The sequence below is a fragment of the Pseudomonas sp. DWP2-2 genome (assembly GCF_049897065.1).
Classification (GTDB): domain Bacteria; phylum Pseudomonadota; class Gammaproteobacteria; order Pseudomonadales; family Pseudomonadaceae; genus Aquipseudomonas; species Aquipseudomonas paracarnis.
Map to the genome: position 1 here is coordinate 437,864 of NZ_JAFCVN010000004.1, position 20,665 is coordinate 458,528.

18 protein-coding genes are annotated in these 20,665 nt (G+C 59.5%); 8 read left to right on the forward strand and 10 right to left on the reverse strand.

Translation table 11 applies throughout. The annotated features are described in order from the left end of the window. The first annotated feature begins 87 nt into the window (after positions 1-87). On the forward strand, positions 88-915 hold the full coding sequence (locus ACP7CZ_RS12210) for a formyltransferase family protein (protein WP_054897058.1): 828 nt from the start codon (positions 88-90) through the stop codon (positions 913-915). Between the two features lie 137 nt (positions 916-1,052). On the opposite strand, the gene ACP7CZ_RS12215 is transcribed toward ACP7CZ_RS12210, so the two are convergent. The 3 genes from ACP7CZ_RS12215 to pvdM are packed head-to-tail and all read right to left on the reverse strand — an operon-like array spanning position 1,053 to position 4,592. Continuing rightward, positions 1,053-1,925: a formylglycine-generating enzyme family protein gene (locus ACP7CZ_RS12215; RefSeq protein ID WP_034127738.1), complete on the reverse strand. Its 873-nt coding sequence runs from the start codon at positions 1,923-1,925 to the stop codon at positions 1,053-1,055. A gap of 29 nt (positions 1,926-1,954) precedes the next feature. Continuing rightward, positions 1,955-3,223 (reverse strand): aminotransferase class V-fold PLP-dependent enzyme, encoded by a 1,269-nt coding sequence (locus ACP7CZ_RS12220; protein WP_294173447.1) that lies wholly within the window; start codon positions 3,221-3,223, stop codon positions 1,955-1,957. 19 nt (positions 3,224-3,242) lie between these two features. Then, positions 3,243-4,592 carry a pyoverdine-tailoring dipeptidase-like protein PvdM gene (pvdM, locus tag ACP7CZ_RS12225; RefSeq protein WP_072448866.1) on the reverse strand — a complete coding sequence of 450 codons (1,350 nt, stop codon included), beginning with the start codon at positions 4,590-4,592 and terminating at the stop codon, positions 3,243-3,245. Between the two features lie 142 nt (positions 4,593-4,734). Here pvdM and ACP7CZ_RS12230 point away from each other — a divergent pair, with 142 nt between their 5' ends. Continuing rightward, a complete protein-coding gene (locus ACP7CZ_RS12230; RefSeq protein ID WP_294173452.1) occupies positions 4,735-6,363 on the forward strand; it encodes a PvdJ/PvdD/PvdP-like protein in 1,629 nt (542 codons plus the stop codon). 9 nt (positions 6,364-6,372) lie between these two features. On the opposite strand, the gene ACP7CZ_RS12235 is transcribed toward ACP7CZ_RS12230, so the two are convergent. Further along, positions 6,373-6,915 carry a thioesterase family protein gene (locus ACP7CZ_RS12235; protein ID WP_054897062.1) on the reverse strand — a complete coding sequence of 181 codons (543 nt, stop codon included), beginning with the start codon at positions 6,913-6,915 and terminating at the stop codon, positions 6,373-6,375. A gap of 109 nt (positions 6,916-7,024) precedes the next feature. Between ACP7CZ_RS12235 and ACP7CZ_RS12240 the strand changes: the two genes are divergently transcribed. Next, on the forward strand, positions 7,025-8,014 hold the full coding sequence (locus tag ACP7CZ_RS12240; protein WP_072448864.1) for a GlxA family transcriptional regulator: 990 nt from the start codon (positions 7,025-7,027) through the stop codon (positions 8,012-8,014). A gap of 51 nt (positions 8,015-8,065) precedes the next feature. Here ACP7CZ_RS12240 and ACP7CZ_RS12245 read toward each other — a convergent pair whose 3' ends face one another. Continuing rightward, entirely contained in the window at positions 8,066-9,496 is a 1,431-nt protein-coding gene (locus ACP7CZ_RS12245; RefSeq protein WP_197901339.1) for a PLP-dependent aminotransferase family protein, read from the reverse strand. Positions 9,497-9,654: 158 nt separating this feature from the next. On the opposite strand from ACP7CZ_RS12245, the gene ACP7CZ_RS12250 reads away from it, so the two are divergent. From ACP7CZ_RS12250 to ACP7CZ_RS12270, 5 genes are all read left to right on the forward strand, one after another. After that, positions 9,655-9,837 (forward strand): rubredoxin, encoded by a 183-nt coding sequence (locus ACP7CZ_RS12250; RefSeq protein WP_014718115.1) that lies wholly within the window; start codon positions 9,655-9,657, stop codon positions 9,835-9,837. 27 nt (positions 9,838-9,864) lie between these two features. Beyond that, positions 9,865-10,734, forward strand: a complete 870-nt coding sequence (locus ACP7CZ_RS12255) for a sugar phosphate isomerase/epimerase family protein (RefSeq protein WP_034127732.1) — start codon at positions 9,865-9,867, stop codon at positions 10,732-10,734. A 69-nt stretch (positions 10,735-10,803) separates the two neighbouring features. Continuing rightward, positions 10,804-11,436, forward strand: a complete 633-nt coding sequence (locus ACP7CZ_RS12260) for a LysE family translocator (protein ID WP_054918636.1) — start codon at positions 10,804-10,806, stop codon at positions 11,434-11,436. Positions 11,437-11,515: 79 nt separating this feature from the next. Continuing rightward, complete coding sequence (locus ACP7CZ_RS12265; protein ID WP_294173459.1) at positions 11,516-12,574, forward strand: diguanylate cyclase; 1,059 nt, start codon at positions 11,516-11,518, stop codon at positions 12,572-12,574. A 48-nt stretch (positions 12,575-12,622) separates the two neighbouring features. Continuing rightward, a complete protein-coding gene (locus ACP7CZ_RS12270) occupies positions 12,623-13,852 on the forward strand; it encodes a M20/M25/M40 family metallo-hydrolase (protein ID WP_262020297.1) in 1,230 nt (409 codons plus the stop codon). 209 nt (positions 13,853-14,061) lie between these two features. Here the strand turns inward: ACP7CZ_RS12270 and ACP7CZ_RS12275 are convergent, their stop codons facing one another. The 5 genes from ACP7CZ_RS12275 to ACP7CZ_RS12295 form a co-directional block, all read right to left on the reverse strand. Next, positions 14,062-14,421, reverse strand: a complete 360-nt coding sequence (locus ACP7CZ_RS12275; protein WP_236455192.1) for a hypothetical protein — start codon at positions 14,419-14,421, stop codon at positions 14,062-14,064. A 379-nt stretch (positions 14,422-14,800) separates the two neighbouring features. Continuing rightward, a complete protein-coding gene (locus ACP7CZ_RS12280; RefSeq protein WP_236455187.1) occupies positions 14,801-15,217 on the reverse strand; it encodes a hypothetical protein in 417 nt (138 codons plus the stop codon). After that, the gene (locus ACP7CZ_RS12285; RefSeq protein WP_236455184.1) at positions 15,211-15,495 is read right to left on the reverse strand and encodes a hypothetical protein; all 285 of its coding nucleotides are present in this window, start codon (positions 15,493-15,495) and stop codon (positions 15,211-15,213) included. The genes ACP7CZ_RS12280 and ACP7CZ_RS12285 overlap by 7 nt, the downstream gene beginning before the upstream one ends. Positions 15,496-15,539: 44 nt before the next feature. Then, positions 15,540-15,899: a hypothetical protein gene (locus ACP7CZ_RS12290; protein ID WP_294173471.1), complete on the reverse strand. Its 360-nt coding sequence runs from the start codon at positions 15,897-15,899 to the stop codon at positions 15,540-15,542. A 2-nt stretch (positions 15,900-15,901) separates the two neighbouring features. Next, on the reverse strand, positions 15,902-20,647 hold the full coding sequence (locus tag ACP7CZ_RS12295) for an RHS repeat-associated core domain-containing protein (RefSeq protein WP_426174354.1): 4,746 nt from the start codon (positions 20,645-20,647) through the stop codon (positions 15,902-15,904). Between the last annotated feature and the right edge of the window lie 18 nt (positions 20,648-20,665).

The window sequence follows — 20,665 nt, forward strand, 5'->3', positions numbered from 1 at the left end:
TAAATTGCCCGGGGCCTGGTTCGTTCTTGTTCTGTAGGCGCAGGTGTATCAATGCCGTGCGTGGCCCTTTGAGCGAGAGCGAAACACATGACGAAAAAGAACCTGGTGTATGTCTGGTCCCTGAGAAACGCCGCCGCCGATAAGGCGGGGCAGCCGGTGGCCTATAAAGACCACGAGCGCTATATGAAATCGGTGCTGGAGTTTCTGGTGGGCTCGCTCAACGACACGTCGCTGGGCGAGGCTTACAACCTCGTAGGCGTGGTGTATGACGACGATGAGCACAACCCGCGGGACCAGCAGTTGGTGGCGGACTACGGCTTCGCCTACCAGCCGGGTCGCCAGTGGCTGTACCCGGCGGACTTGCGTGTGCAGGGCACGTTGGTCAACGACCTGCTGCTCAGCGTGCCGTCGACCTATCGTCGCCTGCCACGAGGCAGCGCCGAACATGTCGCCGGCAAGCAGGATTTCGAGCGTCGCCTGCATGACACCCTGGTGGAGTTGAAGGCTGACATCGTGGTGCTGGATGGTTTGCTGGTGATCCTCGACGAACTGGTGCGCCCGGGTGCGACGTTTGCGCGGCGCATCATGAACATTCATCCGGGCATCACCCGTCTCGAGTCGCCTTACGAGCGCCGTGGGGCGTACGCCACCTGGAATGCGCTGTACGGCGCACGTGGGCAGGCGATCACCGACTGGGCAACCAAAGCGACTCAGGCGTGCGAGCCGTTGTATTGGACCGGTGCGTCATTCCACTACGTGGATAACGGCATCGACTCGGGAGAGGTGTTTCACGACGTGCTCAAGACCCAGATTTCGCCCGAAGACACCATCCTTGAGTTGCGCTGGAACAACTTCAACAACAGCCTGTTCCCGGCGCTGCATGAAGGCTTGGAGCTGTTGGCCAAACAAGGCTGAACCTGCGGACGCTAGCCCTGTAGGAGCGAGCTTGCTCGCGAAAAACGTCAACGATGACGCGTGCTTCCTGAGTACACGCGGCGTTTATGAGTTTTTCGCGAGCAAGAACTAGGCGTCCCCCTCGCTCCTACAAGGTATTAGAGCTCGCGCACGACCCGAAAGCCGATCCAGTCCCCGCGAGTCTGCGGGTAGATGTTGTTGCGATTGCCCGAGCGTGAAAACACCGGCGCCTCGCCCCAGTCATTACCACGGATCTGGTAGGCCTCGCAGTTGGGCTCCACCCAGGCGCTGCCATCAGTTGGCGCGCCGACGTAGTTCGGATGCTCGCAATCAGCCACCCGCTCATACACATTGCCGTGCATGTCATACATGCCAAAGGCATTCGGGGGGTAACTGCCCACGGGCGACGAATAGCTGTAGCCGTCCGCCGGGCCGTAGGTGTTGGCGTGCTGGGCGATGCTGTAGCCCTTGCCTTCGTCGAACGGGAAGGGGAACGGGCCGGTGGTGCCGGCGCGGGCGGCGTATTCGCGTTGGGCTTCGCTGACCATCTGGTACGTGTGCCCGGTCTTCTTCGACAGCCAGCTCACGTACTGCTTGATGTCGTCCATGTCCATGCACACCGCCGGCTGCCGTGGCCCCTGGGGATAGCGCGGCTTGCTGGCGATGCATTCGCGGCCGGGGCGGTCGTCGCCATTGGCGATCTTGACCCCGGTCTGGCGCACGTAGCTGTCCCATTCGCCGGCGGTGACATGGAAGCGGCTCATGGCGAACGGCTTGGCGAAGGTCACCTCGTGCATCGGGCCTTCGTCAGGCTCGCGGCCCACTTCGTCGTCCGGCGTACCCATGGTGAAGGTGCCGGCGGGAAGCACCACCATTTCCGGGCAGTCCTTGCAGTCTTTGAAGACCTTGCCCGGTTGTGGGGCAGCGGCCTGGGCCAGGCCGGGCAGCAGGGCGCCGCACAGGGCGGTGAGTGCCAATGCGGTGAGCGGTTTGAGTCGGGATGGCATCATGGAGGCGTCTCGTTCAAAGGGAAAAGGGGTCATAACCGCTGGCTCAGCAGGGTCATGAAGCGCTGGATCTCATCGGAGTTGTTAAGCAGGCCCGGCGAGGTGCGAATCACCGGGCCAACGTCACGGTCCACCGCGTCCACCACCACGCGGTTTTTCATCAGGTAGGCCGCGACGGCATCGCTGTTCTGATCCTTGACCCGAAAGAAAGTGAATCCGGCTGACAGGTCGGGGCTGCGCGGTGTCACCAGTTCGATCTGCGGGTGGGCCAGCAGTTGGTCCTTGAGTTCGGTGTTGAGGGCATGGATACGTGCCTGCACCGGCGCCTTGCCCAGTTGCAGGTGCAGCTTGAAGGCTTCGTCGGCGGCCCAGCGATGTTCGAAGGCGTGATAGCCGCCGGGCGTCATGGTCGTGGCGAAGTTTTTGTCTTCGGAGAAGGTCGGAATCATCGGTGTGACGAATTTGTTTTCGGTCTCGCGGGCGCACACCAGGCCGGTGCCCCGCGGGCCGAACATCCACTTGTGGGTGCCAGCGATGAAGAAGTCGCAGTGCATAGCGGGGAAGTCGAGGTCTTCCACGCCGAAGCCATGCACACCATCGACGATATAAAGCAGGCGGTCCGGCTCGTCGCGGTTGCGGTTGTGTTCGTCCACCAGCTTGCCGATCTCACCGATGGGCAGTTTTACGCCGCTGCCGGATTGCACCCAGGTCATGCCCAGCACGCGGGTGTTGGGGCGAATGTTGCGTTGGATGTTGCCCAGCACTTCATCGGCCGAGACCTGATTGGGGTTTTTGAACAGGCGTATCTTGCGAACCTGGGTGTGCTCCTTGCGTACCCGGAAGTCCAGGCTGAACGCGGTGGCGTAATGCTCATGCACCGTGGTCAGGATTTCCTGGTCGGCGCGCACCTTGATCCCGCCATAGATCATCGCCAGCCCTTCGGACGTGCTGCCGGTGAGGGCGATCTGCGCTGGCGTGGCGTTCAGGTAGCGGCCGGCCCACTCGCGTACCTGGCCCTCACGCTTCCAGGTTTCCTGCAGGTCCCAGTCCATGGCCAGGCCAGGGTTGCGGTCGATCTGTTGGCGGTAGCGTTCGATGGCCTCGCGCACGGGCCTGGGGTGCGAGGCCACCAGAAAGTTGGAAAAGTGCAGGTAATTGGGGTCTTGGTTGAACAGTTGCTTCAATCCCGTCCATGGGTCGTTCGTAACGGCGGCTACTGCCTGAGGCAGCAACGCGGTGCCCAGCGGCAGGCTCGCGGCAAAGACGCCGGCCTGCTTGAGAAATGTACGGCGGTCGGTCATGGACTTACTTCGTGAGTAGTTAGCGGTTGGCCAAGGGTTTGGCGGCTTTTTGTACCTGGTCCCACACCCGCAGGAAGTTGCCTCCCCACAGCTTGGCGATATCGGCTTCGGAGTAGCCGCGCTGGATCAGTTCGGCAGTGACGTTGCGCACCTCGCCGACGTTCTCCCAGCCCTGGAGGCCGCCGCCGTCGTTGAAGTCCGAGGCGATGCCGACGTGATCGATGCCGATCTTGCGCACGGTGTAGTCAATCGCATCCCCCAGGTCCTTGAGGGTGGCCTTGGGTTCTTCCTCGAGAATGCCGTACAGCGCGCTGGCATATTGGCCGAAGCGTTGCTCGGGCCAGGCGGCAATGATTGCATCGCCGGGCATCAAGGCCATGGCCAGGTTGGGCAGTGGCGGCAGGTCAAAGCGTGCGCGCAGAGCGTTGAGCTTGTCCTGAGTCGGCTGGCTCAAAGGGCGCAGGTAAGCGGGGAAGCCGACCACCTGCACCACGCCGCCGCTGTTCTTGATCAGTTGCAGTTCCTTGTCGCTGAGGTTGCGCGGGATATCCACTGACGCCCGAGGCGCCGAATGGGACGCCACCATCGGCGTGCGGCTCAACTGCGCGACCTGCTCCAGGGCCTTGGTCGACATCTGCGACACATCGATGATCACGCCCAGGTCATTGAGACGATGCACCGCCTGCTGGCCGATCGGCGACAGGCCTTCAAGGGCGTCGGGGGAGTCATTGAAAAACGGCAGCGGGCGTGACGAGTCGGACCAGGCGTTATTGCCGATGTAGCTGAACCCGAACATGCGCATGCCGCGTGCGGCCCACAGGTCCAGCTGGTTCAGGTCATTGCCCAGGGGGTAGGCGTTGAGCATGCTGATAAAAATCGCGAACTTGCCTTCGCCGTGCAGGCGGCGCATATCGTCCGGGGTGTAGGCAATGCCCACCTGGTTGGGAAAGTCACGCACCATGCCGGAGATGATCTTGTAGCGCACCTCCTGCTCGTGGCGGGCCTCTTCGACAAAACCATCGGTGGGTTTGTGCGGAGCGTTGGCGCCGTTCCAGATTTCCGGCCAGCCGAAGATCGTCAGCGCGGCGCCCGACAATCGACCGCGGGCGGCCTTGGCCAAGTCGAACTGGCCGCTGCCATCCTTGTCGGCCTCGTTGCCCGCCGTGCCGAAATCCAGGGGCAGGGTGATGTGGCTGTCAAATGACAACAGGCGATCCTGCATTTCATTGGCCTGCTTGATCACCTCCAGCGGGTAGCCGGCGTTGCCCTTGAACCACTGATCCCAGACCAGCAAGCCAGCCCCGGCGCCGATAGCCAGGGCCAGCGGCAGGCCGATATACAGCGCCTTTTTCGAACGTGATTTTGTCATTGCCATCTCAGTCAGTTGAGGCCTTTGCTATCAGGGAAGGACGAGCGATGACGGGGGAAATTTAGGTGGCGGGGGCAGGGCGGTAAATTTCATCGGGTTGCAAACGTTCTAGCTCTGATCAAGCCGTTTCCTAAGGTAGCCAATGACAATCTCTCGACGTGGGTTCATCGCAGGCCTGGCGCTGACCGGTGCAGCCGTGCCCGCGGCCTTTTATGCCCATCGCGAGTTGACACGGGAAGAAGAGTTTCCCATCACCCCCGGCGAAGCCACGGTCGACCTCGCTGACACCCAGGGCCAGCACCTGGCGAACACCCTGCGGGGCGTCTGGAGCCTGCGCCTGGAAGGCCGCGATGCTGGCCTTGCGGGCCTGCCGCTGCATGGCCTGGAGTTGCTGCTGGACATCGCTCCCCGTGGGCGTGGCCTGCGCGGTTACCTGGACACCGCCGAGCAGTTGCGCGCTGAAGGCGAGCCGCGCTACCGGGTCTTGGGTGATGTGCTGACGGGCGAGGGCGCCGTGCTCTATTGGCGCTTGATCGACCGCGATTCAGCCGGCGGCGTGCCGGCCTATGAATTCAAGATGACCCTGGATGAAGTCTGGGCCGATTTCGGCAATGCCGGCAGCGCCACCCTCAGCGGGCACATCCTCGACCTTGAGCGGCGCCTGGCGCTGACCGAACGCGACAACCGTTTTATCGCCCACAAACAACTGTTCCCCGAAGCCCGCCAGCGCATCGGCCTCAACCCGACCTTGCTGGCCTGGCTGATTTCTCCCGAGCACCGCCTGTTTCACCAACTGTGGCACGCCACCCGCGACCAATGGCACAAGCTCTCCGAAGAAAAACGCGAGGCCCTGCGCGGCATCGGCTGGCAACCGGGGCCCCGTGGTCAGGAACGCGACGCCCGCGGCAAGCGCAAGGACCGCAATGGTTCGGGCATCGACTTCTTCTTCATGCACCGCCACATGCTCGGCACCGCACGTTCCATGCAGGACTTGCCCTCCTGGCCGCAATTCCCCGAGCCGCAACCGCCGTTGGAGCGGGATCGCCCGGGCTTTGTGCGCTACTTCGACAACCACGACGGTTTCGCACTGCCGCCCTGTTGGTCAGCGCCAGATGACGCCGACTACACCCAGTGGGTCAGCGATATCAAGGCGGCCGAGACCTACCACAGCAACTTCCAGGTGTGGGAATCCCAATACCGCGACCCGCGCTACCTGGCCCAGTTGACCCTGGGCCAACTGGGCTCGGAAATGGAGCTGGGCCTGCACGATTGGCTGCATATGCGCTGGGCCTCGGTGCCCCGCGACCCGTCCAACGGCGCCCCGGTCCCCTTCGCCCGTGACCCCGCAGACTTTGCCGCACGTTGGTATGCGCCGGAGAACGACTTTCTGGGCGACCCGTTTTCATCCCATGTGAACCCGGTGTTCTGGCATTTCCACGGCTGGATCGATGACCGCATCGAAGACTGGTTTCGTGCCCACGAGCGCTTCAACCCAGGCGAGGTGAGCCGACTGGAAGTCAACGGCGTAGCCTGGTTTGCGCCAGGCCGCTGGGTGGAAATAGGTGACCCGTGGCTGGGCCCGGACACCCATGGCTGCAGTACCACACCGGGGCTGCAACAGGGGCGCTCGATGGAAATGGACCCGGAGATCATGAAGCTGGCCCTGCGCATTACCTTCGGTGCCGATGAAGAGCTGCTCAAGGGGCTGTTCAAACGTGTGCCGCAGCGGCCATGGTATGCGCGGCATCTGAAACTCAAACGCGAGGCTTAGCAGGTTTTTTTAAACCTGCTCTTCCTCGCGCAATTGCGCACTCATCTCATCGCAACTGCGTGCCCAGTCGCTCAACCATTGCGGCATCGGCGGTGAGGTGTCGTCCAAGCCCAACTCGCGGATGAATTCGGCCGGGGGCAGGGTGCCTTTGGCGGATCGAAACAGCCCACGCATCACCACCACGCCGACCACCCGCCCATTACTGACGAAGCGGTGCTCCATCAGGTTCCACTTGTGGTCCCAGCCGAGAATGCGGGTATGCACCTCGAATACCTCGAACAGCTTCAATTCCCGACGGAACTTGCCCCAGGTATCGCCGACTATCGGCATCGCCTTATGGCGCAACGCCACGCGAAAGGCGCCCGTGCGCAGCACAAAATCCATGCGAGCCACATCGGCCAGGGTGAAATACCGGCCATTGGTGACATGCCGGTTCAGGTCCAGGTCCAGCGGCCAGACACGCATGCGCACCACCGTGGTAGCCAGGCCGTGAACCGGTTTGCGCCAGGGGCGGCGCAACAGCATGTGCAGTAATCGAAACCAGAGATTCATAAAAACGCCAGGCAGTTGATCAATGGCCGCACTGTACGGGGGTGGGATCGGCTAAGGTAGATGCGTAAATGACTTATTACATGCGAAAAGTGCAAGCCGGAGTTTTTACATGCATGTCACCTTGCTCCTGGCGGATCAATGTTCCGCTGCCAGTGCCACCCTGGCCATGGAAATGCTCAGTGCGGCCAATCTGTTCGCTGACAGCCCGCCGTTTGAGGTGATGCTCGCGTCTATGGACGGCCAGCCGGTGACAGCATGGGGCGGGCAGCGCTTGCAGGTGCAGGGCTCACTGGCGCAGATCGCGCACACCGACCTGGTGCTGATTCCCGGGTTTCTCTTTACCCTCAAGGAGGCTATGCCGACGTTTGCTGCCTACGGCCCCTGGTTGCGTGAGCAGCATGGGCAGGGCGCCGTGTTGGCTTCCATGTGCACGGCGGCCTTCATGCTGGCCGAGACCGGCTTATTGCACGGCTTGCGTGCGACGACTCACTGGGCATTTGCCGGGTTCTTCCGGCGTCGATATGCCCAGGTCAGCCTGGATGAGGGGCAGATCCTTTGCGAAGACAATCGCCTGATCACGTGCGGGGGCGCTACGGCGGCGATGGACTTGATGCTGCACCTGATCCGCCGTTTCGGCTCGCCGGAGTTGGCTCATACCTGCGGCAAGTACTTGCTGATCGATGCCGGCCGCACCGAGCAGTCGGCCTACGCGATGTGGTCGCTGCCCAAAAGCCACGGTGATGCGCAGATTTTGCGTGTGCAGCATTGGTTGGAGCAGCACTTTGCGCAGTCAATGGTGATCGATGAGGTGGCCCGGCGCTTTGGTTTTGGCGTGCGTAATTTCAAGCGGCGTTTCAAGGATGCCACTGGTTGTACGCCGATTGGCTACCTGCAAACCCTGCGCCTGGAACGAGCCAAGCAGATGCTGGAGTCAACACGCATGACCCTCGCCAGCATCACGTATGCCGTGGGCTATGAGGACAGCAACTCGTTTCGGCGTCTGTTCCAGCAACGGGTGGGGATGCTGCCGGCGGCGTATCGCAAGAAGTTCCTGGTTGCCCAGGGCGACGCCTATGTACCTGAGGCACCGAGGTCCTGACCTGCCTTGATGCCGGTCAGGTAGGCAGGCGCGCTGCACCAGGGTCGTGTATCACTTTTTTGCGCGGGGATTGCTCTGTGCAACACCGTGCAGCAATAGCGCCTCAAACACCCGCTGTACCCGTGGTTCGTCGCTGTGGGCCACATTGAAGCGCATTGAGTCGCGGTGGGCCGGGTCGTAGCCGAAGAGCGCGCCAGGTGCCAGTACCATGCTGCGTTTCAGGGCTTCTTGGGCCAGGAGTTCGCCGTTCACGCCAGGCGGCAGGCGTGCCCAGATGAACATCCCGCCTTCATACGCCATGGGCAGTTCGCACCCGCAGCGCTTGAGCCATTGTTCGACGCGCCCACCGGCTTCCATCAGGCGCTGCACCATGCGTTTGCGGTGCTTGGCGTAACTGCCTTCGCTGAGCATGCGGTAGACGATCTGTTCGAACAGTTCCGAGGTGACGCCGCCGCTCATCAATTTCATGTTGGTCAGGTTGGCGGCCAGTTGCGGGGCGGCCACCACATAGCTGACGCGGGTGTTGGCACTCAGGATCTTCGAGAACCCCGACAGGTAGGTGACCTGGTCCAGCCCGGCGACGGCGGCCAGGCGTGGGGGAGGGTTGGGGTGCAGGTCGCCGTAGAGGTCATCCTCGACGATGTGGCAGTGGTACTGCTGGGTCAATTGCAACAGGCGAAACGCTTGGCTGGGGCTGAAGGAGTGGCCGGTGGGGTTGTGCAACACACTGGTGGTCAGATACAGGCTGGGGCGGTGTTCGGCCAGCAGCTGTTCGAGGGCGCTGAAGTCAAAGCCGTCGGGGCGGCGTGCAATGGTGATGACTTTGACGCCGTGCAGCGCCAGGTTGGCGTGGAAGTTGAAGTAGCACGGCGCGTCGAGCAGCACCGTGTCGCCGGGGCGTGCGAGCAGGCGCATGAGCATGTCCAGGCCCTGCACGGTATTGGGTGTGGTGATGATCTGTTCCACCGGTACCGACAAGCCTTCGCCGTGCAGTTTCTGTTGCAGCGCCTGGCGCAACGGCAACAGCCCCGCCGGCGTGCCCAGCCCGGCGATACGCAGTGACGGCGCACGCACTACGCTGCGCATGGCCTGGCGGATCGCTTCGCCATTGAGCCAATCCTCCGGCAAGTGCCCGCCACCGGGGCGCAGTTCGCCACTGGCGGTGGCCAAGGGCCGGCGCAATACGCTGAGCAGGTCTTGGGGCAATAGGTCCACCCAGGTCGCCGAGGCAGGGCGGGTGCTGTCCATCGCCACGAAGTAGCCGCGGCCCTGGCTCGAGGTGAGCAGGTGGCGACCGCGCAGGCGGTCCAGTGCCTCATTGAGGGTGAACTTGCTGACGCCGAGGATCTGGGTCAGTTCACGCACGGATGGCAGTTTGCTGCCCGGTGCCCATTCGCCATTTTCGATGGCCAGGCTGAACGCCTCGACGATCTGCTGGACCTTGGGCGTGCCTTCTACGAAAGCGATGGCGGATACAAACATGACGCGTCCTTGTGTTTGCCGGTGCTTTTACCGGTGAAGTTAGGCCGGATTAGGCACCACTTTACCTGCCTTGCGCAATGCCACTCCCCTAGACTGCGCGGCATCTCGCCAGGAGATGGCGATATTTCCTACACCTGAGCAATGGATTTTGCATTTCCATGAAGACTTATATGTGCGCACCCTGCGGTTTTATGTACGTAGAAGAACTGGGTATTCCGGAGGACGGAATTCCCGCAGGCACCCCTTGGGAAGAGGTGCCTGAAGATTGGACATGCCCGGATTGCGGCGTGACCAAGGCCGATTTCATGGCCATCAATCTTCCTGAACGTCAATTCGCCTGACACTCCATCAACGAAAGGAATCGTCCCATGAACAGCAAACTGATCAACGCCACCGTCCCGTTCTGCACCGGTGTGGCCCACCAGAAATACCTGGGCGCCGAAAAGGGCCTGCAAACCGCCATCGAAGGTGACTGCACCCACTGGTACATCGACGGCAGCCTGTTCGGCGAAATGGTCGATGACTGGACCGAGGCGCGTATCGAGAGCCTGCAGGCGCAAATCGCGGCCACGGGGGTCAAGCCGGTTTTCCATGGCAACTTCAAGGCGCCGTTGGGCAGTGATGTCGAAGCCTTCCGTAGTGCGGCCGTGGAGTACGTCAAAAAAGAAATCGATATCGCCAGCCGCCTGGGCGCGCCGTTGATCATTCACGGTGGTTGCATCGTCGAGCCGAAAATGGTGCTGATGGCCAAGAAGGTTGCCCTGGAGCATTATCTCAAGTCGGTGCAGGAACTGGCGCGCTATGCCGAGGCCAAGGGCACGGATATCTACCTGGAGAACCTGTCCAACTACGTCAACTATCGGCCGTTCCACTACATCTTTACCCATGAAGCCGAATACGCCTTTGTGTTCGAGCGCCTGCAAGCCCATAGCAATGTGTATTTCTTCCTCGATGCCGGCCACGCCAACATCGAGAACGGCCTGCCGGCAGAAGTGGTGCGCAAATACCACCACTTGATCAAGGGCATTTCCTTCAGCAACAACAACGGCGTGCAAGACCAGCACTTCGGCATCCATGACGGCAACTGCGATTACGCCGATGTGCTGCAGGCCATTGTCGAGACCAACTGGAAGGGGCTGGTCGCGTTTGAAACCCGCAACCAGACCGCCAAGGCTGCCCTGGCTGACCTGGCGGTGATGTACCGCGACTCCCTGACCACCGAAATCGCTGTCGCCTGATCGGCCGGGGGCGAGCGCTGGCCGCGTTCGCCCTGTTGCTGCTGTTTCTTTTTATTCAAGGTGCTGGCCATGACAAGTGCGTTAACCCTGTCTTCATTTCTCTACTTTCTGTTGTTTTGCGCCACCATGACCTTCAGTCCGGGCCCGATGACGTTGCTGTTGTTGAGCCTGGGCTTGAAGGACGGCCTGCGCAGTTCGATCCCGGCGCAGGTCGGCGCCACTGTGTCGTACCTGATTTCGATCCTGATCTTTGCCGTCGGCTTCTCGGAATTGATCAAGGGCAACCTCGCCATTACCCAGACCATCCAGTTTGTCGGGGTGGCCTACATTCTTTACCTGGCCTACAAGCAGTGGACCAGCAGCGGCGTGTCGATCAACAACGCCGACAAGGTCGAGGGGGCGCGCAGCCTGTTTGGCAAAGGGCTGTTGACCGGGTTTTCCAACCCCAAGACCATCATCATGTTCAGCGCCGTGTTCCCGCAGTTTGCCGGCGCCGGTGAACACAGTTCGGCGGCGGACATCGCCATCCTTGGCCTGACCTTCCTGCTGCTGCAATTTGCCAGCGGCTGCCTGTATTGCTATTTCGGCCAGCGCATCAAACACGTGCTGGAAAACCCCAAGCGGCGGGTGTTGTTGCAGCGAATCACGGCCGTGTTGCTGCTGGGCGTCGCCTTGATGCTGGCGCGTGGGTTTTCGCACTGAAGTATTAGCCAATAAGCGGTAGTGGCGATTTGACGTCGCCCTGATAGACTCCAGGCATTCACCCAGGATCGCCCCCACCATGCCAGCCGTCGGAGGAAAAGGACTTCCGCTCGCTTTGCGCTTGTACAAATCTCGCGTGCTGGGGCTGACGCTCGGCTTTGTGTGCGTGGCGTTCGGCATGTATCCGTTGAATCCGTCCCTGTGGGTGTGGGCCTGGATGCTGATCAATGCCTTTGCGTGGCCGCACCTGGCTTTTCAATGTTCTTTGCGCTCGGCCAATACCTTGCGCAGCGAACGCCGCAGCCTGCTGTTCGATTCCTTTTGCGGTGGGTTCTGGGTTGGCGCGATGCACTTCAACCCGCTGCCCAGCGTCACCACCCTGTCGATGATGAGCATGAACAAAGTCGCCATCGGCGGGCCTCGTTTCCTGTTCGCGGGTTGGGTGGCGCAGGCACTGGGGCTGGGCACCGCGTTGCTGCTGTTCACACCAGGATTTATCGCCGTGACCACCCAGGCCCAGCTGTATGCCTGCCTGCCGATCCTGATGCTGTATCCCCTGGCCCTGGGCTGGATCTGCTACCGCCAGGCCGTCACCTTGGCCCGCCACAAACGTGAACTGCTGGCCTTGAGCCGCACCGACAGCCTGTCGGGCCTGCTCAACCACGGCGCCTGGAAGGACCATCTGGACCTCGAGTTTCAACGCTGCCGCCGTGGCCCGGGCGGTGCCGCCATCGCGTTGATCGACATCGACCACTTCAAGACCATCAACGATACCTACGGCCATGTGACTGGCGATATCGTCCTGCGCCAACTGAGCAAGGTGCTGCGCCAGAACCTGCGCACCAACGACCTGGCCGGGCGCTATGGCGGTGATGAGTTCTGCGTGATCCTGCCAGACATGCCCCTCAACCGTGCCACCGAGGTGATGGAGGCCTTGCGCGGTCGCTTCAACGCCTTGGCCTACGCCCAGGACCCGACACTGCGAGTGAGCCTGAGTATCGGCCTGGCGCCGTACCAGCCTAGCCACGCCGACTCCATCAGTTGGCTCAACGATGCCGACCAGGCGCTGTACGAAGCCAAGAGCAGCGGGCGCAACCGGGTCAGTTCGGTACAGGGCAGTTGGTTGCGGTCAGTTTAGTGGGGTAGGGTGGCGGGGCACCCTCCAACAAAAAACAAGGATCGGTCCATGCTCTTCACCTTCCCGCGTACCCTGTTGGCCGCTACCCTGGCCTTGTCTTTCAGCCTGCCGGCCTACAGCGCCGAGCCTCATAAACAGATCCAGCAACAGGCCGAACAATACAAGGCCGAAGCCTTGAACCTGCTGGAGCGCCTGGTGAATATCGACTCGGGTTCAGGCTACGAGCCGGGCCTGACCCAAGTGCGCGATATCGCCGTGGATGAGTTGAAACAGTTGGGTTTCACCATCGAATTGGTGCCGGATAAAGCCGCCAACAATAGCCATGTGGTCGCCACCCTCAAAGGCACCGGCGAGGCCAAGATCCTGCTGATGGCCCATATGGACACCGTATTCAAGGAAGGCTCGGCTGCCGAGCGCCCCTTCCACATCAAGGACGGCCGCGCCTACGGCCCCGGCGTGATGGATGACAAGGGCGGCATCGTTGCGGGCATCTATGCGCTCAAGGTCCTCAAAAGCCAGGGCTTCAAGGATTACGCGCAGATCACCTTCCTGCTCGACGCCAGCGAAGAAACCGGCTCCGACGCCGCCTCCGAACTGATCCGCAACACTGCCAAAGGCCACGACGTGACCCTGAACCTGGAACCCGGCCGCCCCGCCGACGGCCTGGTGGTGTGGCGCAAAGGCAGCGCCACCGCGGTGGTCGAAGTCAAAGGCAAGGCCGCCCACGCCGGCGTCGCCCCGGAACTGGGACGCAACGCCGCCATGGAAGCCGCGCACCAGATCCTGCAACTGGGCAAACTCGGCGATGAAGACAAGAAAACCACCATCAACTTCACCGTGCTCAAGGCCGGTGACCGCACCAACGTTATCCCTGACCAAGCCACCGCCAAGGCCGACGTGCGTGCGGCCTTGCCGGAAGAGTTCGACCGGATCGAGAAAGACCTGGCCCGGGTTTCAGCCAACAAATTGATCCCGGAAACCGAAGTGAACACCAGCCTGCAGCGGGGCCTGCCACCGATGCCGCAGACCGCCGAGTCGGATAAGTTGGTAGCGATAGCCCAAGGGATTTATGGCGAACTGGGACGCAAGTTGACTATCGAAGGCAGCGGCGGCGCGGCGGATGCCAGCTTGTCCGCCGGTGTAGGCACGCCGACGCTGGATGGGTTTGGGATAGTGGGGGGCAATATTCACACGGCGGAGGAATATGCCGAGGTGGAGAGTGTGGTGCCGCGGGTTTATTTGTTGAGTCGGATGATCATGGAGCTTTCCAAGCGCTGATCAGAACACTGGATTGCAGAACGAATCGGGTTTGAATGGGGGAGGAGTGCCCGTCCGGCAAACGCAGATCCCCTGTGGGAGCGGGCTTGCCCGCGAAGGCGGTGTGTCAGTCGCTGCATGTGTTACTGCACTACCGCTTTCGCAGGCAAGCCAGCTCCCACATTTGATCTTTGTTGATTTGAGCGTTGTGTTTGCTTGGTTTTGTCGGATTACTTATCTGTTGTCGCTTCAGTGTGATAACGAATTAGGCATTCAAGTAATGTTTTCATAAAGGCCCTGTTGTCGATGATTTCATCTTCGAAGTAAGTGTCAAATAGATAAAATACGGACTCAAAATTTTCGTCCGTGCTGAGAAAATGCTGCAGTGTGTTGATGTGCCACTCTCTTTCATCTTGCTTATATTTGATGAATTCAGGCTTAGTTAGCTTGTTGAATAACCATGTGAGTTCCTCGTGATGGTTAACGTTTATAGAGGTAATTAGCTCTTCTCGGTCCGCATCTCTGGTGTTTTCGATGCAGTAGGTAAATAATAATCCTTTAAGTATTGATAGCTGTGGTTGTCTTTTCATTTTTAAAAGTCCATATGAGCAGTAAAGAGGTTTCTGTCTTCATTCAAATGCACAAAGGCTTATCTCTGTTTTCCATATTCTAATTCATCCCTTTTATACCCTTCACCTATAAACTTCTCCATACAGATCATTGGATTGCAAAGCGAAGCGGGTTTGAATGTGGGAGGAGTTCCAGGTAAGCGCAGATCCCCCTGTGGGAGCGGGCTTGCCCGCGAAGGCGGCGCGTCAGTCGCTGCATGTGTTACTGCAGTACCGCTTTCGCAGGCAAGCCAGCTCACACACTTGGTATTTGTTGATTTGAGCGTTGTGTTCGCTTGACTGATTGGCATTAGGACTTGCCCCGTCCCACATTGAGTACTCGGTATATTCAATGTGGAAGTCACCATGTGGCAGGGTCTTCGAGGCTGGCTTTTTGGAGGTCTTCTTTCCACCATTCATTAGTTAATCTATAAATTTCTTCGAAAAAACCTTTTGGATTGTCCATTTCACTCCATCCCCACGGCAGGGTGCAATAATAGCCGGGAGCCTGTCTCAATAAGTGTGAGAAATCAAAGGCTTCGTCGCTAAGTGCAGCCCCCAATTTGTCGCATAAAACCTTGCGATGTCGATAGCTTAGATCTGAAGATTTCTCAATTATGTGTTTTTTGATCAGTCGCCTTCTGTCTGTGTCAAGGTTGATGTCGTAACGTGCAAACTCTTCGCCTAAAGTCTCTTCGCGATCATAAATATCGAACGGGCCGAGTAGGTGCCGAAGTTTCGGTGCGTACGGGATATCTAGAAAAGGGTGTTTCAGCATTGGTCATTACTCACAGGGAATACGGTATAAAGCTCTTTGGTTTCGCGATCAAATTTTGCGATCGCTGCATCCATGTTTTCATCAAGTATTGGATTGTTTCGGTCAGAAGGGTTTGGTATGTATCCTCTTCCGCAACCCTGCATTTCGATTCGGACAACTGGATTGCCGTAGTAATCTTCCCCGGTAAAAGGCGGTAGATTGCGTTCTGCTCTGGTGGTTACCTCATTTAGTACAGCGAATTGCGCGCGATGAGTTTTAAACTGCGTGCTTAACTGCATAGAGCTTTCCTTTTTTGTGGAGGTTGTTTATCTGCTTAGATTCGTTAGCCCGCTTCGGTCTCTAGCTTGTAGCAATACAAACAGTCTAGTAGCACTCGCATGAACTGTCGTTGGTCAGCTATCTCAGTACTGAAATAAGTTGTCATGGTTTTGAATACATTATCGAAGCTATCGCCAGTTTCTAAGAAGTGTTCGATTGAACTAATAAACCAATCTCGCTCTGGTCTGGTGTATATCAAAAACTCTGGCTTGGTCAGGTCGTTAAAAAGCTCGATGAGCTCTTTTTCGTCATTTGCGTCTACAGACGCGATCCGCTCCTCTCTTTTTAAATCATCAGTGTTCTCAATGTCATAAGTGAATAGCAAGCCGCGAATTATCGGCATGCTAGGCGCTTTCATTTTCATCGTCATAATTCCGTATAAGCTGTTTTGGGTTTGCCGGAGCTATTAAGTATTACTCGTGCCTTGGATTGCTGGCTGTATTGCATTTCGCTTCCAGAGTACCCTTCGCCCACAATTTTCCCCATGTGCATCGGCTTCAAAGACTGGGCAAGCCCGTTTCTTCTGAATATTAGTTGAGCTCGATATATTGCATTCAGTTGATCTCTATGGCTGAGAAAGTGAGTGGCAGCAGGTGGGTATTTCGGTTCCCCTGCATTTAGTCCTGATGTGAAGTATTCGACTATTCCTGTAGTCGGGTTTTTAGCCGTCTGTAATCGTTCCAGTTGAGACGCGAGTGTCGTTTGTTTTCCGTGCTTCTCTAAAAAGTGTGCTCCGGGTGTTGCTTTTTCTAGCTCATCTAAATGCTTATATGCGTTTGCCTCTGCAAGTTCATCAATTCTCGCCCGCCTCTGCGCGCGGGTCAGTTGCGGTAAGGCCGGCTCTCCGTGGTTAACCCTATCCGTAGGGCTTGGAGCACTGGTGCTGGGTTTACATCCGTCAGCACCTGGGCATGCACTCAAGCCCAGCGGATCCACCCACCCCGTCGGATTGGGCGCATACCGGTACCCATTGATCCCACCCGCCAACCTCACCGGGTCCGGTGTCAGGTAACGACCAATATCCGGATTGTAGTAGCGATGGCGGTTGTAGTGCAGGCCGCTTTCCTGATCGAAATACTGGCCTTGAAATCGCAGTGGGTTGTCGACTTTTCTCACGTCGAGCCGGGCGATCTGGCCGTAGGCGCGGTAGTGGGCGGACCAGATGATTTCGCCTTCGGGGCTGGTCAGTTCCTGCGGGGTGCCGAGGTGGTCGAGTTGGTAGTGGTAGGGCGTGGTGGCTTGTGGGCCGAAGCCTTGCAGCAATGCCAGCGGGCGGAAGCTGTCGGGCTCGTACAGGTAGCTGCGATGGCGTTCTGCATGGTGCTCGGCTATCAGCTTGTCGCCTTGCCAGAAAAACTCTGTGGTTTTGTCGTCCACGGTTTTGCTGATGCGGCGTCCAAATGGGTCATAGCGATAGTTGGCGGTTTCGCCGTTCGGTTTTGTGATGCTGATTAACCGATGCTGGCAGTCGTAGCGGTACTCAGTAACGAGTTGCTGGCCCTTGCCGCGTCGTTCGCGGATGAGGTTGCCGAAGGCGTCGTAGTCGTAATGGCGGTCGCCCTGGATCATCAGACGATTCGCCGCGACGATGTCCGGGCCAGGGCGGTCTTGCATCAGCAGGTTGCCGGCGGGGTTGTGGGCGAAGCGTTCCTGTACGTCCTGGGAGTGATCGGCGCGGGTCAGGCGATTAAGCGGGTCGTAGCGGTAAAGGTGTTCGCCTTTGCGAGTGTCGACCAGGCGGGTGAGGTTGCCGCTTTTGTCGTAGTCGTATTGGCGTTGGTAGAGGTAGTTTTGCTGCTGCGTAACGGCGTGGGCGTGCAGACGATTCTGGTCGTCGTAGTGGTAGTGGCTGAGCAGTTGGCCTTGCTGGCGCTGATGCTCGCGGCCGCTCTTGAACAGATGTGAGGTGAGCACTTCACCGTTGAGTTCGACGGTAGCGAGGTGGCCGCCTTTATCGTGGGTGAAGGTGACGCGGTTATTGTCCGGCAGGCACAGGTTTTTCAGCTGGCCGCAAGCGTCGTAGCCGTAGCGCAGGGTGCCCCAGCCCTGGTGTTCGGCGGTGAGGCGGTTTTGGCGGTCGTATTCGTAGGCCAACGCCCAGTGGCCGTCCTCGACGCTGAGGAGGTTGCCCTGGCGGTCGTAGGCATAGTCGACAACGCTGGCATCGGGTAGGGTTTTTCGGACGAGGCGACCGGCGTGGTCGCGCTCGTAGCGGGTGACTAGCTGACTGCCATCGTCGCCGTATTCAGTTTTTTCCTGCAGGTTGCCGTTGAGGTCGTAGACGTAGGCGGTGCGTTGGCCGTCGAAGCCGGTTTCCTGCTGGATCAGGCCGTTGGGGTGGTAGTCGAGTTGGTAGGTTTCGCCGGCTTCGTTTTCGATCTCGGTGAGCAATAGCCGAGCGTTGTCGTAGCGGTACTTGACCTGGGTGCCGTCGGCGTTGAGGCGGCGGCTGATCAGGTGCAGGCCATCGGCGTATTCGTAGCGGGTGACGTGGCCGAGTTCGTCGCGTTCGGCGATGATTTTGCCGTAGGGGTTGTAGCTGAATTCCCTACAACCACCGCCTGGCTGGGTCAGTTTCAGCAAGCGTCCTGCGGCGTCCCACTGATACTGGATTAGTGCGCCATGCTCATCCTCACAGGCAACTTGCCGCCCTAAATCGTCATAGCGATAACGCTTGATCCCACCATTGGGCAATTGCTCCTCAAGCAGTTGCCCGCGTTCGTTCCACACCAGTCGATGGCAACTGTGATCCGGGTACCAAACTCCAGTCAGTTGCCCGTGCTTGTTGTAGCTGTAGTCAGTAACCTCTCCATCGGGATCGGTCCTACGCGTAACATCGCCTTGCTCATTACGCTCATACTTCCAGACCGCCTCCCCACGCCTGACAACTCGTACAAAACCGTTGTCATGCTCGTAGGACGTTGGCTCATCATCCCCCGGAAACAGCGCGACCAAGCGCCCGGCATCGTCGTACTGATAGGCCGTCACCGCGCCCATCGGGTCTTGCTCGACGGTCAGCCGGCCCTGGTCGTCGTAGGATTCAAAGTGCGTGGCGCCGTCCGGATCAATCCTCTGCACCAGCCGCGCCCGCTGGTCATGGACATACACCTCCTGGCTACCATCGGCGTTATGCACCGTGACACGCCCGTCATCGCCCCAGGCATAGCGCGTGTCCATCTGCGAAAAACTCGCCCAATGCCGCACGCAGCGAGCCGCCTTGCCCGCGCCTTCCCACGCCCAGAAGAAACTCGCCCCACCGGCTAACTGCCGCTCGACAATGACGTGCTGATCGTCGTACCGATAACGCTCGCTTTCACCGACGGCATTGGTCGCACACACCAGTCGGCCAGCTTCGTCATAGGCGTAGGAAACGATATTCTGCTCGGTTTCCCAAACGTAGGGCTCACGCCCTTTGGCGCGATGAACCTGGTAGTCCACCGCGACGATGCGGTCCAGCTCATAGCGCAGTAGTAGGGAACGACCAGCACCGTTATCCAGCCGCTCAATCCGTCCTGAGCGATCACGGCAAATGCGCAGACGGTTGTCATACGCATCGCTGATGGAAACCAAGACACCGTTACGAAAGTGATAAAACCGCGACGCCTGGGCCAGCACCAGTTCATCAGGAGCCGAGCCCAAGTAGATCGCTGCTTCCGCCAGGCTATTGGTAATCGCCGGTCGAGCAACTGTGGGCAAGGGCAGGGTGGTCGAGCGGTTCTCATGATCGGTCCACACCACCGAATCGCCCGACACCACCAGCCGATGAGCCAGCCCATGACTCCAACCAAACCCCAACCCACAATCCACATCCACCGCACTGGTGCGGTACAGCCGCGTCCACTCAAACGGCAAGATCCCATCCAGCGCGCCATCGGTGAGGGTCAGCAATTCCTCGCCGGTAACCATCGACACCGGGCAACCGTGAGTGACCGTTTTATCCGCAGGCGTCGCCGCATCCCCCTTCGGGTTCGACGCCACCGCCGGCACATCATCCACACGCTCTTTCTGCGTCAGCACTACGTTCTGCCGCGCTCGCCAGCGCATCTGCACCGTGCCTTGCTTCAGCCCTCCCACCACCCCGCGAACCGCCACCGCTTTGTAGCGGTCCACCGCCCGCATGAACGTTGTGAGGATCGTCAGCACACCGGTCACGAAACCCACGGCTGACTGAAGAATCCCTGCGCCGTACTTGACCAGGCGCATACTCAAATACGCTACGCCCGCTGCCGGCAGCGCGATGGTCAACACCACGCCAATCACCAGGTCAATCAGCAGCGATACCATAAAACCGGCGGCCGCTTGCGCAACTTCACTAGGTGGTAACGCCTCCAGCCAGATCATGGCGGTGCGCAGTAACAGGTACAGCGCCGCCTCATCACTGGCCAGCAACATCGCCTGTTCCATGACCTTGGGCGCATCGGTGGCGATTTGCGCCAACTTCGCCGCCTCGCTACCCAGTTGCTCGACGTACTTGAGCGGGTCTTCAAGAATCGCCTGCACCTGCTTGATGCTGTCCCACACGTCACGGATCGCTGCCCAACTGCCGGCGAGCACGCCGTTGCCTATTGCGCTGGCCGGGGATTGCTGCCAATGCGGCTTGAAGCCTTGCCACTGCTCGCGCAGCCATTGCTCCAGATCCGCAGTCAGCCCGGCATAGGAAGCAAACAAGGCATCGACTTGCTGCGCTGAAACGCCGCCCTGAACCCTTACCTGATAGCGCCCGCCGGCGGCGCATTCGTGGAAACCGTCGCCGTGCTCGTCGAGCAGGATGACCCTGGAGCTGCCGTCATCCAGCCCGATCACTTCAACCGGAATATTGCCGATCGGCACGTCGTACGCTGACTCGAACCTGCTCTGGATCTTCAGCACACCCCCTGCCGGACAGCGGGCCACGGTGGAAAAGTCCGCATCGCCAAGACCGACCGACTGCTGTGCATCCCCAACCCGCAACACCCGATCCATACCCAGCAACGAAGGCATGTCCGCTGCATGACTGACCGTATCCAGCGCACGCGAATACCAGGCACCCATCTGCTGGCGGTACTCCACCAGGCTCTGATGGAAACCATCCAGCTCGTGTTCGATAAAGGTAATGTGGGCTGCTTGGGTCATCCGCAGCGGCTCCCCACG

What these genes read in the sequence shown, in the direction of transcription:
- ACP7CZ_RS12210 (WP_054897058.1), top strand. Translation starts at nt 88, where the DNA reads ATGACGAAAAAGAACCTGGTGTATGTCTGGTCCCTGAGAAACGCCGCC.
- ACP7CZ_RS12215 (WP_034127738.1), bottom strand. Translation starts at nt 1,925, where the DNA reads ATGATGCCATCCCGACTCAAACCGCTCACCGCATTGGCACTCACCGCC.
- ACP7CZ_RS12220 (WP_294173447.1), bottom strand. Translation starts at nt 3,223, where the DNA reads ATGACCGACCGCCGTACATTTCTCAAGCAGGCCGGCGTCTTTGCCGCG.
- pvdM (WP_072448866.1), bottom strand. Translation starts at nt 4,592, where the DNA reads ATGACAAAATCACGTTCGAAAAAGGCGCTGTATATCGGCCTGCCGCTG.
- ACP7CZ_RS12230 (WP_294173452.1), top strand. Translation starts at nt 4,735, where the DNA reads ATGACAATCTCTCGACGTGGGTTCATCGCAGGCCTGGCGCTGACCGGT.
- ACP7CZ_RS12235 (WP_054897062.1), bottom strand. Translation starts at nt 6,915, where the DNA reads ATGAATCTCTGGTTTCGATTACTGCACATGCTGTTGCGCCGCCCCTGG.
- ACP7CZ_RS12240 (WP_072448864.1), top strand. Translation starts at nt 7,025, where the DNA reads ATGCATGTCACCTTGCTCCTGGCGGATCAATGTTCCGCTGCCAGTGCC.
- ACP7CZ_RS12245 (WP_197901339.1), bottom strand. Translation starts at nt 9,496, where the DNA reads ATGTTTGTATCCGCCATCGCTTTCGTAGAAGGCACGCCCAAGGTCCAG.
- ACP7CZ_RS12250 (WP_014718115.1), top strand. Translation starts at nt 9,655, where the DNA reads ATGAAGACTTATATGTGCGCACCCTGCGGTTTTATGTACGTAGAAGAA.
- ACP7CZ_RS12255 (WP_034127732.1), top strand. Translation starts at nt 9,865, where the DNA reads ATGAACAGCAAACTGATCAACGCCACCGTCCCGTTCTGCACCGGTGTG.
- ACP7CZ_RS12260 (WP_054918636.1), top strand. Translation starts at nt 10,804, where the DNA reads ATGACAAGTGCGTTAACCCTGTCTTCATTTCTCTACTTTCTGTTGTTT.
- ACP7CZ_RS12265 (WP_294173459.1), top strand. Translation starts at nt 11,516, where the DNA reads ATGCCAGCCGTCGGAGGAAAAGGACTTCCGCTCGCTTTGCGCTTGTAC.
- ACP7CZ_RS12270 (WP_262020297.1), top strand. Translation starts at nt 12,623, where the DNA reads ATGCTCTTCACCTTCCCGCGTACCCTGTTGGCCGCTACCCTGGCCTTG.
- ACP7CZ_RS12275 (WP_236455192.1), bottom strand. Translation starts at nt 14,421, where the DNA reads ATGAAAAGACAACCACAGCTATCAATACTTAAAGGATTATTATTTACC.
- ACP7CZ_RS12280 (WP_236455187.1), bottom strand. Translation starts at nt 15,217, where the DNA reads ATGCTGAAACACCCTTTTCTAGATATCCCGTACGCACCGAAACTTCGG.
- ACP7CZ_RS12285 (WP_236455184.1), bottom strand. Translation starts at nt 15,495, where the DNA reads ATGCAGTTAAGCACGCAGTTTAAAACTCATCGCGCGCAATTCGCTGTA.
- ACP7CZ_RS12290 (WP_294173471.1), bottom strand. Translation starts at nt 15,899, where the DNA reads ATGAAAATGAAAGCGCCTAGCATGCCGATAATTCGCGGCTTGCTATTC.
- ACP7CZ_RS12295 (WP_426174354.1), bottom strand. Translation starts at nt 20,647, where the DNA reads ATGACCCAAGCAGCCCACATTACCTTTATCGAACACGAGCTGGATGGT.